This window comes from Aureibacter tunicatorum (genome assembly GCF_036492635.1).
GTDB classification, from domain to species: domain Bacteria; phylum Bacteroidota; class Bacteroidia; order Cytophagales; family Cyclobacteriaceae; genus Aureibacter; species Aureibacter tunicatorum.
This window is the reverse complement of record NZ_AP025305.1, coordinates 4,545,217-4,562,857: the sequence shown is the minus strand read 5'-3', so window position 1 is coordinate 4,562,857 and position 17,641 is coordinate 4,545,217. Positions and strand designations below refer to the sequence as shown.

The following is a 17,641-nucleotide window of genomic DNA, read 5'->3' as shown; positions in this document are numbered from 1 at the left end:
CCATGTTCAAGCATTATTTCGAAACTATTCAAGACATTGAGGTCGGACCGCTGATTTCATTAGTGATCTTTGTGACGTTTTTTGTTGGCCTGTCGATTTGGATTTATTTCTTGTCGGACAAGTATGTGAAGCATATGAAAAATATGCCGATAGAGGAGTCTGATGGAATCAATGAAGGTCAAGTAGCTTAGCTAATTTGTAAGGCAAATAGGGAGGCTAAGGGCATTGAGAAGCCGATAGCTTCCTTTCTAAACAAATTAAATGCGAATATATAAATGCAATAATATGTTATTGACAAGAATATCTAAACAAAAAAAATATTTGCTGACGGCTTTGCTGCCTTTGTTGAGCTTAACCGCTAATGCATCGTCGGAAGCGTCTATTCAAGACTCTGAAACCTTTATTCAAGTATTGCTGGGAATAACAACAGTTATTTCATTTCTAGTATTGATAGCGGTGGTTATCGTTTACAAAGTGGTTCACTTGCTTTTAATCAAAGAAGAGGAAAAAGTTGCTTTGGCTGAAGGTCGTGAAGCTCCTGTTCGTTTGAGCTTCTGGGATAGATTCAATCAATCGATGACTGATGCTGTGCCTATTGAGAATGAGGCAGAGATCTTATTGGATCATGATTATGATGGCATCAAGGAACTTGACAATCACTTGCCGCCGTGGTGGAAGTACTTGTTTTATGCGACAATTGTTTTCGCCGCTGTTTATCTGGCTTTGTATCAAGTGTTCGATGTGATGCCTAATCAGGAGCAAGAGTATCAAGCTGAGTTGAAAATCGCTGAACAACAGAAGTTGTTGGCAGCGATGAGCATTGATGAAAATAGCGTGGAATTCAGCGATGATCCAGAGGTGCTTGCGTCAGGCGCTGCGATTTATGCAGCCAATTGTGCCGCATGCCACAGAGATGACGGAGGTGGAGGCGTAGGACCTAACCTGACGGATGATTATTGGATTCATGGTGGAACTATTGGGGATATCTTCAAAACGATCAAGTATGGAGTTCCGCAAAAGGGTATGATTTCATGGCAGAAAAAATTGACGCCATCTAAGATTAGTGACGTTTCTTCATACATAAAGAGCATTAGAGGAACAAATCCTGAAAATGCTAAAGAACCTCAAGGTGTAGAAGTGAAAGAGTAGAGAATTTATTTCTTTGCATTTCATTCTTATCCTTTTGCTTGCAAATAGAGCGGGGAATATTCCCTGCTCTTATTTTATTTTAAAACGCAGAGCAATGATGGATACTGATAACATTTATGACGTTGATGAACAGTATAGAGATTCGATCAGTACTGTAGACAAAGATGGCAAAAGGGTATGGCTTTACCCTAAGAAGCCATTTGACGGGTTTATGCACAAGTTGCGAAAAATAGTGGCTTTTGTATTGTTGGCTTTGCTTTTCACTGCTCCTTTCATAAAAGTGAATGGAGAACCTTTTCTTCTGTTCAATATATTTGAGCGCAAGTTCGTGATCTTCGGGACTGTATTCTGGCCTCAGGATTTCTTTATTTTCGTATTGGGAGCGATATCCTTTATTATTTTCATTGTGTTGTTCACGGTTGTTTTTGGTCGTGTTTGGTGCGGCTGGGCATGTCCTCAGACAATTTTCATGGAAATGGTATTCAGGAAAATCGAATATTGGATAGAAGGAGATGCTGTGCAGCAAAAAAAGCTGAAAAAGGCGCCTTGGAATACCGACAAGATTTTAAAAAAAGGGCTTAAGCATACAATCTTTATCGTTATTTCTTTGGCAATATCCCATTTAGTCATGGCGTATTTGATTGGTGTGGATGAGGTTAAAGAAATTATCACTCAATCCCCAATGAATCACTTGAGCGGATTTATGGGCTTGATGTTCTTTACAGGAATATTTTATTGGGTTTTCTCTTACTTTAGAGAGCAAGCATGCATAGCTGTTTGTCCTTACGGAAGACTGCAAGGCGTATTTATCAATCAGGACACAATCGCTGTGATGTATGACTGGTTGAGAGGAGAGCCGAGAGGCAAGATCAAAAAAAATCTTGATCAATCTGAAAAAGGAGATTGCGTGGATTGCAATTTATGTGTGCATGTGTGCCCTACAGGAATTGATATTCGTAATGGGACGCAATTGGAATGTGTTAACTGCACCGCATGTATTGATGCTTGCGATCATGTCATGGACAAGGTTGGCAAACCCAGAGGTCTGATAAGACTTGCTTCTCATGATAGTGTGGAAAAGGGTAGGAAGAAATTGTTTACAACAAGAGTAAAGGCTTATTCAGTTGTATTGACGATTTTGGTGAGTTCTTTTTTGTACATGTTGCTTTCCAGAGGACAAGTTGAAACTACTCTGTTAAGGGTTCCGGGAATGTTGTACCAAGAGCAAGAGGGCGGTTATATCAGTAATCTGTATAATGGGCAGTTTATTAATAAGTCCGCGGATAGTTTAACCTTGAAATTGAAGGTCCTTAATTTTTCTGATGTGAAAGTCAGAAAAGTTGGCGGAGATGAAATTGTCGTGCCGCCAAATTCTATGGTAGAGGGTGTGTTTTTCATCGAAATACCAGAGAAAGATTTAAATGGTCTTAAAACGAAATTAGACTTGGGTGTATTTTCTCATGATGAGCAGGTTGAGAGTTTGACAACCAACTTCATGGGGCCGGCCAAGTAGTGATTTTTAATATATCAGAATATTTTTTTTAGCCTTAAGTTAGTATAGTGATGTTGGAAGGTCTGATAGTTTTTGTGTCAGGATTGATATTGTTTCTAGTTGAAAAACCTGAAGCAGGGGACGCAAATAAAAGAGGTAAAGGCTTCGCCGAAAACCTGTTCAATTTGTTGACGAGTAATGCGTTAAGAAAGGCAGGGGCGATGGGTATGGTTACAGGTTTTGCCAGTTTGGTGTCTGAAACCGTTTTTTTAGCATTCATGGGCGTGTATATGGCTTCCATTGCATTCTATGCTTGCTATTCCATATTTAACATTAAACGATTTAATCGAAAAAAAAATGAATTGGGGTAAAGCGATTTTCATAGTTTACACGGTCTTCATAACGATGATTCTGTCTTTCGTATATGTGTGCGTCAAGCAAGATATATCATTGGTTGCTGATGACTATTACAAACAAGAGATAGCGTATCAAAGTCAGATTGACAAGATGACAAATGCTCAAGTCGGAGAAGGAAAATTGATTGTGGACATGAATGGCAGAGTGGCGCAGTTAAAGGCTGAAGGAGTGTTTTCTGGAGACATCGAAGGAAAAATGCACTTGTTTAGACCTGCTGATTCTCGACTTGACAGAACATTTGATATCAGCTTGAATGATTCAGGCATTCAAGAAGTGGATTTGAGCGCTCTTGCGCCAGGTCTATGGAAGATCAAGCTTGATTGGCAGGATGAGGACGGAACATTTTATTACAAAGAGCAAGCAGTAGTGTTCTAGCCATGATATTATATATAACAGCACTTTCAATTGGATTATTGGGAAGCTTCCATTGCGTGGGCATGTGCGGACCAATATCTCTAGTGATACCAATGAAAGACCGCAAGCCTTTGACATTGGTTGCCGGGATGACTTTGTACAATCTTGGTAGAATGACTACGTATATGGCTTTGGGAGGAATCATAGGCACATTGGGAGGCGGATTGCATCTGCCGGAAGCTCAAAGGTATTTATCCATTTTGACAGGTGTGATGATGATACTGATGATTGCTCTTCCCAAGGGGAACCTCAATTGGCTTGAGAGAATCCCATTGCTTTATAAATTGAATGCTAAGGTAAAAGCTATGTTCGCAAAGCAATTGTCAGGAACAGGCTGGAAGGCTCAATATGGCATTGGCTTGGCAAACGGACTATTGCCATGCGGATTGGTTTATATCGCTATGACAGGAGCATTGGCGGCAGGTGAATGGCACATAGGCGCATTGTACATGATGTTCTTTTCAATAGGCACATGGCCTATGCTTTTCTTTACTGGAATAGCAGGGAAATTGGTTAGCTTGCAATTTAGGCAGAGATTGGTGAAGGCTATACCGGCTTTGGTATTGGTGATTGGTATGATGTTTATCTTAAGAGGCATGAATCTCGGGATTCCGTATCTAAGCCCTAAAATTTCTACGGAGTCATCAGGCCAACAAGTAATCTGTCATTAATGATGTCTAAAAATATAGACATATATGGGAAAAGGCGATCACTAATTGATCGCCTTTTTTAAATTAAAACTCAGCGTTTAGAAAAATTTCATTATTGAGTTTGATTAGAATCTCTTGCTTGTATTTTGTGTCAACTAGCATGGACACATTATAGTCGCTTCCTCCGAAAGAAATCATTCGAATAGGGTAAGGAACCAATGCATCGAATATTTTACTTACAATGCCTTTGTGCGTGCCTTTGAAGTTACCCGCGGCGCAGATAATAGATTGATCCTTGTCAACGATTACAGTGCCATATTCTTCGATTTCCGCCACGATTTGATCAAGGTGCTCGTCATTGTCAATAGTCAGCGAGACTGCTACTTCAGAAGTAGTAATCATGTCTATTGGCGTTTTGTATTTTTCAAAAACCGAGAACACCTTTTTCAAGAAACCATAAGCCATCAACATGCGGCTGGACTTGATCTTGATAGCTGTGATGCCGTCTTTTGATGCGATAGCCTTGATTCCCGAAGATGTTTGCTTTTTGCTGATCAATGTTCCGTAGGCTGCGGGATCCATTGTGTTTTTCAAACGAACAGGAACCTCATATTTTTGAGCGGGAACAATAGAAGTTGGATGAAGAATCTTGGCTCCGAAATAAGCAAGCTCTGAAGCTTCGTCGAATGAAAGGTCCGCGATAGGAAATGTATTGTCAACAAATCTTGGGTCATTGTTATGCATGCCATCTATGTCTGTCCAAATCTGAACTTCCTCGGCTTGCACAGCGGCGCCAATGATCGTAGCTGAATAGTCGCTTCCACCTCTTTGCAAGTTGTCTATTTCCCCTTCCTCATTTCGGCAAATAAAGCCTTGAGTCACAAAGATATTCGTTTCCGCATTTTCATCCAGAATTTGACTTAAGTGCTCTGTCGTGAATTCAATGATAGGCTCTTTTTCTTCATTGATAGCCATGAAATCCAAAGCGGAAATCAATTTTGACTTGCAATTTTTTTCTTCAAGATAAATAGAAAAAAGCTTCGTTGACATCATTTCTCCTTGGGCTAAAAGCTCGTTGTTAAGCCTTTTGTTGAAGAAATTGTTGACTAGGCTATTGATAAAAGCGAAATGCTCGTCGATGACTTGTTTTGCTTTTTTATGAGACTTTGACTCTTTAAGCAAATCCGGATAGAATGCTTTGTATTTTTCATGAAGCTCCGCAATAAGCATCGACGCCTTATCATGATCCTTGGCAAATAATCTTTCGCCAATTTCCACAAGTGCATTGGTGGTGCCTGATACCGCCGAAAGCACTATAACCTTTCGTTCGCTGTCATCCGTTATCAATGAGGCAACTTGATGCATGTTTTTGGGACTTCCTACAGATGTCCCTCCAAATTTTAGAACTTTCATGTGTGTATGAATTTATGAATTAGAAGGATAATGTTTTATCTATTGAAACCCAGCCAATAGTAGTCTCTGATCTTGAGGCCGGGAGTTTTTTCGTTATTTAGAATCCAAGCATTTTAATCGCTGTGATGGCTGCCTCGTCTCCTTTGTTGCCATATTTTCCTCCAGCTCTGTCCAAGGCTTGTTGTTGGGTATTAGGAGTCAATACTCCAAATATCACAGGCTTGTTGTATTTTAGGCTGACATTGGTGATGCCCTGCGCTACAGCGTCGCAGATAAAGTCGAAATGCTTGGTTTCTCCTTGTATCACGCATCCAATGCAGATGACCGCGTCAATTTCATCCACTTGAGCTGCCCATTGCGCTCCAATTGACAATTCAAAGCTTCCCGGCACATCCTTGCGGTAGATGTTTTCAGGTTTTACGCCATTGGAAAGAAGAGTTTCTTTAGCTCCATTGTACAATGCTTCCGTTACTTCCTCATTCCATTCTGATACTACGATCGCGAATCTCTTTTCTGAAACATCTGTAACGTTTTTTTGTGAAAATTGACTTAGGTTTTTTTCAGCACTTGCCATATGAGTAAATTATTATGTGAATTCTTTTTTGGATATAAAAAAAGGGATAAAGCAACAAAGCTTTATCCCCGTATATTTTTTCGGATTTTTAATGCACTACTTTGTCGCTTGTTGAAGTCTAGTCAACTGTTTTCGAGCGTTCGTATGTTCAGCAGAGCCTTGGAACTCATCCACAATTTTTTTGTAGCTTTTTTCAGCAGCTTTCGCATCTCCAGCAGCTTCGTAAGCTACAGCAGCTTTCTCTAAGTACTGTGGGCTGAATTGCTTATTAGGCTTGATGCCCGCAGCTTCAGTGTAATATTTTGCCGCTTGCGTGTAATCTTTCTTTTCTGAATACGCATCGCCGATAAGAGCTTTAGATCTAGCATTCAAAAGCAGGTCGTTAGAGCTGAATCCTTTCAAGTATTCAATTGCCTCATCGTATTTGCCAAGCTGAAGATAAGAAGCACCCGCATAGTAATGCGCAAGATTGGCAGTTTTAGAGCTTCCGAAATCGTTTATGATATCGACAAATCCCAATACATTGCCATCGCCATCCAAGGCTTTTTGATACTCTCCTTCCTCAAAATAGTATATCGCATTGAAAGCTTCGATTTCAGCTTCCGCATTCTGCGTTGAAGTATAATAATTATATGCGAAGAACAAAGCGATCATAAGGCCTAGAAGACCTCCAACAAGTATAAACGATTGCTTATTCTTAACGATATTATCAGTAGTACTCTCTAATTTATTGGCAAGAGCATCCGGATTTTCAAACATTTCGTTCGAATTCTCCGTGTTTCTTTTTTCTTCTTCTTCCTGCTTTGACATTATCAAAAATATTATTCCTTACAATAAGGTACAATTATAAACATTTTTTAATTATAATCCATCATGGAGATTATTAATTAATCCATGATGAATGGATAGTTCTTCTCCACGTAGACGTCTTTGTAAATCTCGTCAGCTGTAGGGTATGGAGATTCTTCAGCGAACTTCACGCACTCCAATACATCTGCCTTGATTTTTTTGTCGATTTCCTTCAACGCTTCTTCAGTAGACCATTCTTTTTCAAGAATTACTGCTTTCACATGGTCGATTGGATCTTTTGCTTTGTATTCAGCTACTTCCTCTTTAGTACGATACTTTGCTGGATCGGACATCGAGTGGCCTTTGTAGCGGTAAGTTCTGAACTCCAATAGCGTAGGACCTTCTCCTTTTCTTCCTCTTTCCGCCGCCGCTTCTATAGCATTGTGAACATCTTCAGGATACATGGCGTCAACAGATTCAGAAGGCATCTCGTAAGCCGAAGCCAATTCCGAAAGTCTTGTTACATTCGAAGTTCTCTCCACTGAAGTACCCATAGCGTACATGTTGTTTTCGATCACGAATATAGCCGGAAGCTTCATTGTCATCGCCATGTTCAACGCTTCGTGGAACGCGCCTTGTCTTACAGCTCCATCGCCTAGGTAAGTCACTGTCACAAAGTCATTGCCTTTGTATTTGTCAGCGAAAGCTATACCAGCTCCTAATGGAACTTGACCTCCAACAATACCATGGCCACCATAGAAATGGTTTTCCTTGTCGAAAATGTGCATAGAGCCTCCTTTTCCTTTGGAGATTCCTGTTGCCTTGCCGTAAAGCTCGGCCATTACTTTTTTAGGGTCAGAGCCCAATGCCAATGGCTGTGCGTGGTCTCTATATGAAGTCAAATACTTGTCGCCTCTTTTAAGCGCTGAAACAGCACCGGCAACACATGCTTCCTGTCCGATATACAAATGGCAGAATCCGCGAATTTTCTGTTGGCCATACAATTGGCCCGCTTTCTCTTCGAATCTCCTCATCATCAACATTTGCTCGTACCAGTTCATGTAAGTTTCCTTGGAAAACTTCTCTTCAGCGTGATCCGCCGCAGTCATTGGTTTATCGCTTGCCATAATTTATTCTTAGTTAATTTTGTTGATAGAAAAAAGTAACGACTTTTGTTAAATAACAAGTCTTCGCCCAATTAAGGTTTTTGTCTTTGCGAAAATAATTAAAAATCATTCAGTATCAAGCGTATTGGCCATGTTTCTTAAAAATATAAGTCTCTTTAATTTTAAAAATTACGAAAATACAACTTTCGAATTTTCGAGGGAAATCAATTGCATTATAGGAGATAATGGCTTGGGCAAAACCAATTTACTGGATGCGATACATTATCTTTCCCTTGGAAAAAGCATGATTAACACGCAGGATACTTTTAATATTAGGCATGATGAATTAGCATTCGCAGTCAAAGGCATTTTCCAAAAGAATGACAGAAGTTATAAGGTAAGCTGCGGATTTCAAAAATCATCTAAGAAAACCTTGATGGTCAATGGAGAAGTATGCGGAAGGTTGAGTTCGCATGTAGGCCAATTTCCAGTTGTAGTGGTCGGTCCTCAGGATCAGGATCTTGTTTGGGGTGGAAGCGAGTTTAGAAGAAAGCTCTTTGACAGCATGTTGTCACAAGTGGACAATGTTTATTTGGAGAGTTTGATACGGTATTCTCACTATCTGACGCAGCGAAATGCTTACTTGAAGGGCTTGTCGGAAGGCAAACCTTGGGATGAATTGCTCATGGATCATTTTAATCATGAACTGTCTGCCCAAGGTCGAGTAATTTTTGAAAAAAGGGAGAAATTTTTAGATAGCTTCAACGAGATTTTTCGCAAGTATTACAAGATGTTCACCAGAAAAGACGAGCGTGTTGAGATAAAATACAAATCAGGGCTAAGAGATCATGATTTCATGCAAAAACTTAAGGAGAATATTGAGAAGGATAGGATTTTGCAGAGAACAACATTTGGCGTGCATCGGGATGATTATTCGTTTGTTTTGGATGACTTTCCGTTGAAGAAATATGCTTCTCAAGGCCAACAGAAATCATTTACGATAGCTGTGAAGCTAGCCAAGTTTGAGTTTATGATGAATCAATGCGGTTACGCTCCCTTGTTGTTGTTTGATGATTTGTTTGACAAGTTGGATGAAAACCGAACCGAGGCTTTGTTGGATTTGATTTCCAAGTCTCCATTTGAACAAGTTATGATTACCGAGGCTAAGTATGATAGGTTGCAAGCTTTATTGGAGAAGATGGGAATCGCTGCGAATATGTTAAAAGTGGATGAAAATTAAAAAAGCCCGAAGTTATCGGGCTTTAGTTTGATAATTTTATGTTTAGAACAAATCCTTAAGCTTTTTCAGAGCGTCTTTGACATCGTCTTCGGTCTTTTGTGATTTGTTCTCGGACTTGCTTTCAGAGCTTGAGCTTGATTTTTTAGGGGATTTGTTGCCTATGCCTTTTGTGCCGACGATCTTATATTTCAGATCATCGTATTTGCCCGTAACTTGCACGTCTACTTGCAGTATTTCGGCGATTACATTTTGATTGCTGCCCAATGCATTGTTGATAAGCGAGTTGATTTGTTTTCCCACACTTTCAGTAGGAATATTCACTTTGACATTATAGTCCAATGTTCCGTCAAGCGAATTGCTACCCGATATCATACTGGAATATTGGCCAATTTTCACATCAAATGGTTTTACAAACACTTTTCCGTTTTGAATTTTAGCGAAAATCTTAGTGTCGTCGATAAGGATGTCCGAAGAGCTGTTGCTTTTATTGATGATCTTATTGACGCCTTTTACCAAGTCGGAGTTTTTAATCGCTGCATTCATAATATCAAGAATTCCATCTCCATTGAGTTTCGCCAGATTTGGTTTCATGCCCGGCAACATGGTTCCGTCCATTTTGAAATCCCAAGAGCAATCTCCTGACATTTTTTCAGCTACAGGAGCGTAGTTTCTTACTGTAGCGAAGCTTTTGTAAGTCTTTTTGATCGAAATCTTATCTACTTTGAGTTTATATTCAAATGATGGCTCTTTTGTGTTTTGGGTATTGTATACGCCATTCATCCCAAAGTGGCCTCCAAGCATATTGAATTTCAATCCATTGAGATTTACAATGCCGTTTTTCACAGTTACCTTGCCGTTCAATTGTTCCAATGATAAATTGTCATAGTCTAGTTTTCCTATAGACGACATGATCGCGAGGTTTAGATTTCTTGGAATGATGATCAATTCTTCCGATTCGCTTTGCGTAGGTGCTTGATCTGTTTTGCCAGTGCTTGTTTCTTCTGTTTCAGAAATGAACTGATTCAAGTCAAAGTACTTGGAGTTCAAGTCGAGATTGCCGTATAGCTGATCGTCTTTTAGAGCGTAAGCCAAGTAATTGTTGATAGAACCGGTAACCTTGAAGTCGCTGGTTTGGATTTTTCCATCAAGCTTTTTGAGTTCCATTTTTTTAGGGTCGAAGACCAGTTCTCCTTTGCTGATCATGACGCCTTGTGGAATGGATGGGTTTTTATATGAAAAATTGCTCAATGTGAGTTGACCGCTTGTTTTTAGCCTGTCGTATTTTTCATTGTCCAGATCAGACATTTTGCCCTTTGAGGCAATATTAGCATACACGTTGCCTTTCATTTCAGTGCTGTCGATCGGATAAATCGCAGTCATCGCCCCAATATCTATCTTGCCTTTGGCTTTGATGTCCCAATTGATGTCATTGAGGTTGTAAATCTTGCCCGAAGCGTCAAAACGCTCTTTATTCATGATCATGGAAAGGTTTGGAATAGATATCAGGGTGTTTTCCATTTTTCCTGTTTCGTTGACAACATCGGCAGACAGGTTGATATTTTCTATAGGCAAAGGAAAATGAGCCGACTTGATATAGCCATCCTTCAAGCCCATGTGGCCCTTAACTTTAGGAAATTGATCGTTTATTGAATCATAATAGCCATCCGCATGCAACTCCAAATCGTAGATTCCCTTCATTTCCAAACTGTCAATAGGGAAGATATTCAATAAGTCATGAAGGTCTACTTTGGCTTTGATATCAGCGACAAGCGGGTAGTTGCGTAGATTCTTTACAAGAATTTTCCCTTCTAAAGGGTTTTTCCCCATTTTCAATGATACATTTTTTATATCAACGCGAGTGTCTTCGATGACACCGTTTTGGTTATCGACATGCATATCGATATTAATGTTGTTAATGGCTGTAGGAAGTTCAGGGTATTTGAACATCGCATTATCCACATCCAGATTCAAACCAAATGCAGGAAGACTTTTTTCATTGTAAGTTCCTTTTACGAAGCCGTCGAATTTGAATTTTCCGCTAGCCTCGAGGTCTTTGAATTCTTTGGTATAAATTCCCGGAGCTAAAGAAAGAATGTTTTTGAAACTTGATTCTTTGCTAGAGAATGTAATGTCAGTAATCAAGTCCTTATCATTCATTTTTAGATTTCCGTCGAATCCAAATTCAAAATCGTTGATTTTAATGCTGTTCTTGGTGAATGTGTATGTCGAGTTCGCCATATCCATCAATAAATCCACATCGGCTGTTACATGCTTGTCTTTGATGTACTCCGTTCCTTCATAGTATAGGGAAAGCTTGTTGATCTCTGTCTTTGTTTCAAGGTCGAATTTGGACAAAGTAAAGTCTCCGCTTCCGTTATGGTTCAATCCATTTACCGCAGTTAGAATCTTTTGTTGACGGTCGTCATACTTGATATTGGTATTTTGAATCTGCCATTCTTTGATTTCGATAGTCAAATCTTCGTTTGATTCTTCTGTTTTTGTTTCCGTTTTTTGCTCTTCTTCAGAACTCTTGGCAATGTCGTAATTGGCTTTGCCGTCTGGCAATACAATGACATTGAATTTGGACTTGTCTATGAAAATACCGTTTACTTTGATTTTCTTTTTTAAAGCGCTCAGGAGGTTGATGTCGGTGGAGAACTCCCCTACATGAGCCAGCGTGTCGTTGGCGAATACACCATTCCCAATGACATCCAATTCTTTAATGGAAACCATTAGGTTTGGAAAATGCTTGATGAGGCTAATGTCAATATTGTCAGGGGAGTAAACGATTTTGGCATCAATATTTTTGTTGATGGCTTTGTCTATTTCACTGAGTATTCTATCTCGGAAGAGTATAGGAATTAATATAATCGCTAAAAAAATAACGACAATAAGGCCTCCAAAGGCATAAAAAAACTTTTTCATAATAGAAGCGTATTTTTTGAGTTTAAGTCAAAAGCTATGCGAATTTATTCAAAAACGATAATAAAATAAGTTAATCAATAAATTCAATTTTCACTAAGTGAAATCTTCATAAAATACGCTTCAGAGTATTAATAGTTATTATTTTTCCGTTAAAAGAAATTCAAATGCGCCTAAACTGCATGGATACTCTCGGTTGATATTGGCAAGGTCGACAGGAATGCCAATATCATTTCCTTTGTTTGTGGCTGGGTGATCTTCGATTTCGGCATTGAGAGTATAATTGTACTCTTCAGGCGTAGTGAAAAGGCTTTCCATTGAAAAGTCTGATGCATGGTTGCCATTAAGCATTTCTTCGTCTCGAGAGTTTATCAAATTGTTGATAATGTTTGTCTCATGGCCTTCGTTGATGAAATTCAATATGATTGATTCTTGCCAGCTGGAGCAAGCGATGATATTGTTCTCCAAGTTTAGTTTTACAGTATAATTGGAAGTTGTTCCATCTTCTTGGATGCTTTGGTCTTCGATAAGAACCAAAGCATTATGCGTATTTCGACCTGGCACTAGCAAGTTATAATAGAAGTTGGCTAGAGTCGAGTGCTTTAAGTCAATAGTTCCTCCAGTGGATTTGATGCAATAATCTCCGCAATTGTTTATGACTGTGTTTGAAGCATTGATGACGCCATTTGTATTCATGACGCCATTGTATGTCATGTTTTCTATGACCGTATTGTGCAGGCTAATATCCGAATTGTCATCGCTAATTATTCCATTTTGAGCATTTCGAATTTTTACGTTTTCAAATTTGTTGTTTTTAGAATTCTCAGAAAAGTAAATGCCTCCCCATTGGCCGAACATGTCTTCATATCTATCGTCTTGTCTCCATGATGTGAATTGAATAGGCGATTCATAGGTTCCTATCGCTTCAAGACTTCCGTTGACAATTATCGCAGTATTATCATTCCCATAGATCTTGACGCCTGAAGCAATTGAAAGCGTGGCGCCTTGGTCGATCCAGAGCGTGTCGTTTAGCATGTATGGCTTCGAGTCATCCCAAGTCGTATTTTCTGTAATATGGGATTGACCTTCAATTTGATTGGTGTTTTCTCCCCAAGCCAAAACAGGGATGCTTCGACTGAAAGAATCGAATTCTATATCAAGAAAATCTTCTACTTTGAAAGGGTATGAATCCTCGCTTTCAGGTATTGTCACTGAAAACAGCACCATAAGACTGTCATTGCCGAATAGTTTTTGATTTTCGAGAGTATGGGATGGAATACCATTGATGATGACCTCATAGGGCGTTTGTTCCATACTTCTCATCCCTATTTTTTTGATAAGCGTGGCTGATTTGTTTGAATTGTATATCTTAAGCCGATGCGTTACGCTTAGTTGATTTGTGATCAAAGTATCGAATGAGACTGTGTCGGAAGAGAACGAAATCGCAGTAGAAACCGAAGGTGCGAATTCTTCGCTTTCAGGATTGCAGGATGTTAGTTGTATCGTTGCTAGTAAAGCAAAAGTAAAAAACAGATATACAATTTTATCTTTCATGTTGGCCTATTTTGGAACATAAAAGATAATATTAAATATCTGTTTATTCAAAAAAATGCTCTTTAAATTAGTATTTGCATAGATGCAGTCAGTTTTTACTCCGCTCCGCCGTCTTTTAGTTTTTCGGCATGCTCGGCAAGTCTGAGAGCGTCGATGAATTCGCCAATTTCACCATCCATGATTGTAGGCAAATTATAAACGGTCATATTGATTCTGTGGTCGGTAACTCTTCCTTGAGGATAGTTGTAGGTTCTGATCTTGTCAGATCTGTCGCCGCTTCCCACCATAGACTTTCTTTGAGCTCCAACAGCGTCGTTATGTTTCTTAAGCTCTATTTCGTAAAGTCTTGATCTCAATACTTTGAGCGCTTTTTCGAAGTTCTTGATCTGAGACTTCTCATCCTGACAAGTTACAACGATTCCTGAAGGTTCGTGTGTAAGCCTTACCGCTGAGTAAGTGGTGTTAACAGACTGTCCACCAGGTCCAGAAGAACAGAAAGTGTCTTTACGAATTTCATTCATGTTCACTTCCACTTCGACGTCGTCCATTTCCGGAAGAACCGCTACGGAAGCTGCCGAAGTATGCACGCGGCCTTGTGTTTCTGTTGCCGGAACACGTTGCACTCTATGAACGCCAGATTCGTATTTTAGCTTTCCATATACATCGTCGCCTGATACCGTGGAAATAATTTCCTTGTAACCGCCGGCCGAACCGTAAGTCAAATCGAGAATGGTAAGCTTCCATTTGTTTTTCTCAGCGAATCTTTGGTACATTCTGAAAAGGTCGCCGCCAAAAATCGCGGCTTCGTCTCCACCTGCACCGCCTCTGATTTCGAGAATGGCGTCTTTGCTGTCATTTGGATCTTTTGGTATTAGCAAAAATTTGATCTCTTCTTCCAAAGGAGCTTTTTGAGGGTTCAAATCATCAAGTTCTGCTTTGGCCATTTCTCTGTAATCAGGATCTTTTTCGTTTTCAAGGATATTTTTCGCTTCTGCGATTCCATCTACGACGCCTTTGTACTCAAGGTATTTCTTTACGATTTTCTCAAGATCTTTATATTCTTTGGAAAGCTTAGTGTAAGCTTTAATGTCTTGCATCGCTTCTGGCTGCACCATCAATTGTCCTACTTCCTCAAATCGTTCTTTGATAGCTTCGAGTTTGCTAATAAGATCCATATATTTCTAAGAATTTATTATTTACGTAATAATTTGAGCTTCAGGATGGTAATTCATTTGGGCAAAAAGTTCAATTTAAATTCCCGCAAGCTCTTAACTCACAAAGATAAACAATTCGAATTTATATTCGGATTCATTTCTCTTATATTAATTTCAAGTCAATGCAATATTATGAAAAAAAAATTATTTGAATATACCGATTAAATATGATTCTATATTTTGACTATATGGCATATTATATCTTGTTAAATATCATTAATCTAGTGAAAAAAAGCTATCTTGCAGTAAGTGGTGATGGTTTTCACCTTAGACTTATTGGTTCTTTTTTTGAGTTTAAAAAAGTATGTTTAAGATAAAAGCGAGTATTTATAAAAGCATTCTTGGAGGCTTTCTGTTGCTGGTTCTTGTTCTTTCCGCCAATGCCGGCTACAAGGTCTGGAAAATCAAGCAAAATAACGCAGGCTTGAGAGAGGCTGTTGAGGTTACCAATAATTCCGTAATCGCATTGAAAGATTTGGCTTTGCTGTTTAGCAAGTCCAAGATGCTCATCACTAATTGGGTGTACACCAATGTGGACAATGTGGAGGACAGAAAGCTCTTGAAGAGTCTTACCAGAGAAGATTATCAATTAATCAAAGAAGATTTGAATGAGTTGGCTTTGCATTGGGACGAAGAGCAGTTGAAAGGCTTGCAAACCGTATTCGCTGCTTTTGACAAAATCTTGCTTAAGCAAAAGGTGATTATGAATAATCTCATGACTTATGAAGATTATCAAAACATAGAAAATATCAATCAGGCGCTAAGAACTTTGAATACTGAGTTGAATCCCGAGTTCGAATTGGTGGATTTGAATTTGAAGGAATTGCAGAGGGTTCAAAATGAGAAGCTGAATCATCGAATGATTAATATCCAGGAAGCAAATAAATCCATGGAGGACTCGGAGCTTATTTTCGCTTTGATCATTTCTTTAGGAGGATTTTTTGGAGCTTATTTGTTGGCGAGAAGCGTTTCAAGGCCTGTTAAAAAAGTCAGCAGAGCTATCGATTCATTAAGCAAAGGCGAATTGCCGGAAGGCTATGAAGATAAAGATTATTTGCATAATGAGATCAACGTGATGACGAAAGCGGTGGGAAGATTGATCAAAAATCTTAAAATGACCTCTCACTTTGCCGAGAATATTGGAAAAGGAAATTACGATACGCAATTTGAGGCAAGCGGGCATAATGACATTTTAGGCCAGTCGCTTTTGGAAATGCGGAATAACCTGAAAATGGTAGGACAGGATGCCGAAATGCGAAGCTGGACCAATGAAGGAATCGCTAAGTTCAGCGATATTTTAAGAAAAAATAGCCAAAGTCTTCAAGATTTGTCTGATGACCTTTTAAGCCACCTTGTCAAATACTTGGGAGCCAATCAGGGAAGCTTGTTCTTGGTGGATGATTTTGAAGGAAGCGACCCGAAGTTGGAATTAGCCGCATGTTACGCGTGGGAAAAGAAAAAATATCTTGATCAAAAAGTAAGTTTAGGAGAAGGCTTGGTAGGTCAGGTGTGGTTGGAAAAAGAGCATATTTTTCTTACCGATATACCAAAAGGATATATTAACATAACATCAGGTTTAGGAACTTCAACACCGGGATGTATTTTGATAATGCCGCTTAAAGTCAATGATCAGGTATTCGGCGTTTTGGAAATTGCTTCTTTCAAGGAGTTGAAAACGTATGAAGTAGAGTTCGTGGCGAGAATATCGGAGAGCATAGCTTCGACGGTATCGAATGTGAAGATCAACGAAAAAACGCAAAGACTGCTGGAAGCATCTACAGAATTGACAGAGCAACTTCAAGCCCAGGAAGAAGAGATGAGGCAGAATATGGAGGAACTGGAAGCTACTCAAGAGGAAATGCAACGAAATATTCATGAAAAAGAAGGTTGGGCGTTGATTATCAATCAAACAAATGTCGTATTGAACTTGGATCAGGCTCTTAAGATCAAGTCCGCGAATATGCAGGCTACTGAATTAAGCGGTTTTGCTGAGCATGAGTTGATAGGCAAGGATTTGAAGTTCTTGATAGATGATGAGAATGTATTGAAAAAGATTGAGTTTATGGCTCCAAATGAAGTTGTTACCGGCACATGGAAATTCAAGACTCAAAATGATGACCACTCTTTGTTGCTTAAATCATCTGTAGCATTGCAGCAAAATTTAATAAATGGAGAGAAGAACTATATCTTGATGGGGTCTGATGTGACCAATATTACCGTGGCGTTATGATGAAGAAAATGTGGATAAAGGCTTTGTTGGTGTTGGCTATTTTGAGTTCATGCAATGAGGAAAGACATAAGGATGCTGGGAGCGCAGCATTTAAAAAAGAAAGAAAAAACCGTTCGTTTAGAAAAATATCTCAAGGCGAAATAACTGCCCAAGCATTTAAAGTCGGGCGAGAGTTGAGGCCAGTTTTGGATTCTTTGAATACTTTAGGGAAATTGGATTCTACTCAACAATGGGAAGGTTTTAAAATATCTGTAATCGACTCTTCACGCTTTTCAAAGGCAGATAGTATTTCCCAGCAGTTATATGATGCATACCTTTATAATCTGGAAAATAAATTGCCAATGGAAGATAATGTGCAAGCATTGAATGATGATCGATATATTTATGCTTATCCATTGCAAGATTCATTGTCATCAAGCTTTAAGCTTGTTGAAGTGTTTTTGGCAAAGAAAAATATCATCTTAAGTATGTAGTTCT

16 protein-coding genes are annotated in these 17,641 nt (G+C 39.1%); 9 read left to right on the top strand and 7 right to left on the bottom strand.

Going from position 1 to position 17,641, the window contains the following annotated elements; genetic code table 11:
- Positions 1-2 precede the first annotated feature (2 nt).
- From AABK36_RS19210 to AABK36_RS19185, 6 genes are all read left to right on the top strand, one after another.
- A complete protein-coding gene (locus tag AABK36_RS19210) occupies positions 3-191 on the top strand; it encodes a cbb3-type cytochrome c oxidase subunit 3 (protein ID WP_309936783.1) in 189 nt (62 codons plus the stop codon).
- A gap of 70 nt (positions 192-261) precedes the next feature.
- Positions 262-1,149, top strand: a complete 888-nt coding sequence (locus tag AABK36_RS19205) for a cbb3-type cytochrome c oxidase N-terminal domain-containing protein (protein ID WP_309936781.1) — start codon at positions 262-264, stop codon at positions 1,147-1,149.
- A 94-nt stretch (positions 1,150-1,243) separates the two neighbouring features.
- Positions 1,244-2,662, top strand: a complete 1,419-nt coding sequence (ccoG, locus tag AABK36_RS19200; protein WP_309936780.1) for a cytochrome c oxidase accessory protein CcoG — start codon at positions 1,244-1,246, stop codon at positions 2,660-2,662.
- A 50-nt stretch (positions 2,663-2,712) separates the two neighbouring features.
- Complete coding sequence (locus AABK36_RS19195) at positions 2,713-3,012, top strand: hypothetical protein (protein WP_309936778.1); 300 nt, start codon at positions 2,713-2,715, stop codon at positions 3,010-3,012.
- Positions 2,999-3,433, top strand: a complete 435-nt coding sequence (locus AABK36_RS19190; protein ID WP_309936777.1) for a FixH family protein — start codon at positions 2,999-3,001, stop codon at positions 3,431-3,433. Before AABK36_RS19195 ends, AABK36_RS19190 begins: the two co-directional genes overlap by 14 nt.
- Before the next feature lie 2 nt (positions 3,434-3,435).
- The gene (locus AABK36_RS19185; protein WP_309936776.1) at positions 3,436-4,143 is read left to right on the top strand and encodes a sulfite exporter TauE/SafE family protein; all 708 of its coding nucleotides are present in this window, start codon (positions 3,436-3,438) and stop codon (positions 4,141-4,143) included.
- A 63-nt stretch (positions 4,144-4,206) separates the two neighbouring features.
- Here AABK36_RS19185 and AABK36_RS19180 read toward each other — a convergent pair whose 3' ends face one another.
- From AABK36_RS19180 to pdhA, 4 genes are all read right to left on the bottom strand, one after another.
- The gene (locus AABK36_RS19180) at positions 4,207-5,535 is read right to left on the bottom strand and encodes an aspartate kinase (protein ID WP_309936775.1); all 1,329 of its coding nucleotides are present in this window, start codon (positions 5,533-5,535) and stop codon (positions 4,207-4,209) included.
- 97 nt (positions 5,536-5,632) lie between these two features.
- Positions 5,633-6,109, bottom strand: coding sequence for a 6,7-dimethyl-8-ribityllumazine synthase (gene ribH / locus AABK36_RS19175; RefSeq protein ID WP_309936774.1), 477 nt, complete (start codon positions 6,107-6,109; stop codon positions 5,633-5,635).
- A 96-nt stretch (positions 6,110-6,205) separates the two neighbouring features.
- Positions 6,206-6,919: a tetratricopeptide repeat protein gene (locus AABK36_RS19170; RefSeq protein WP_309936773.1), complete on the bottom strand. Its 714-nt coding sequence runs from the start codon at positions 6,917-6,919 to the stop codon at positions 6,206-6,208.
- A gap of 77 nt (positions 6,920-6,996) precedes the next feature.
- Complete coding sequence (gene pdhA / locus AABK36_RS19165; protein ID WP_309936772.1) at positions 6,997-8,025, bottom strand: pyruvate dehydrogenase (acetyl-transferring) E1 component subunit alpha; 1,029 nt, start codon at positions 8,023-8,025, stop codon at positions 6,997-6,999.
- Positions 8,026-8,155: 130 nt separating this feature from the next.
- Here pdhA and recF point away from each other — a divergent pair, with 130 nt between their 5' ends.
- Positions 8,156-9,244, top strand: coding sequence for a DNA replication/repair protein RecF (gene recF / locus AABK36_RS19160; protein ID WP_309936771.1), 1,089 nt, complete (start codon positions 8,156-8,158; stop codon positions 9,242-9,244).
- Between the two features lie 42 nt (positions 9,245-9,286).
- Here the strand turns inward: recF and AABK36_RS19155 are convergent, their stop codons facing one another.
- The 3 genes from AABK36_RS19155 to prfA form a co-directional block, all read right to left on the bottom strand.
- Entirely contained in the window at positions 9,287-12,169 is a 2,883-nt protein-coding gene (locus AABK36_RS19155; protein ID WP_309936769.1) for an AsmA family protein, read from the bottom strand.
- A 138-nt stretch (positions 12,170-12,307) separates the two neighbouring features.
- Entirely contained in the window at positions 12,308-13,720 is a 1,413-nt protein-coding gene (locus tag AABK36_RS19150; RefSeq protein ID WP_309936768.1) for a hypothetical protein, read from the bottom strand.
- A gap of 95 nt (positions 13,721-13,815) precedes the next feature.
- On the bottom strand, positions 13,816-14,895 hold the full coding sequence (gene prfA, locus AABK36_RS19145) for a peptide chain release factor 1 (RefSeq protein ID WP_309936767.1): 1,080 nt from the start codon (positions 14,893-14,895) through the stop codon (positions 13,816-13,818).
- Between the two features lie 343 nt (positions 14,896-15,238).
- Between prfA and AABK36_RS19140 the strand changes: the two genes are divergently transcribed.
- Positions 15,239-17,164 (top strand): GAF domain-containing protein, encoded by a 1,926-nt coding sequence (locus AABK36_RS19140; RefSeq protein ID WP_309936766.1) that lies wholly within the window; start codon positions 15,239-15,241, stop codon positions 17,162-17,164.
- Positions 17,161-17,637: a hypothetical protein gene (locus AABK36_RS19135; protein WP_309936765.1), complete on the top strand. Its 477-nt coding sequence runs from the start codon at positions 17,161-17,163 to the stop codon at positions 17,635-17,637. The genes AABK36_RS19140 and AABK36_RS19135 overlap by 4 nt, the downstream gene beginning before the upstream one ends.
- Positions 17,638-17,641: the final 4 nt, after the last annotated feature.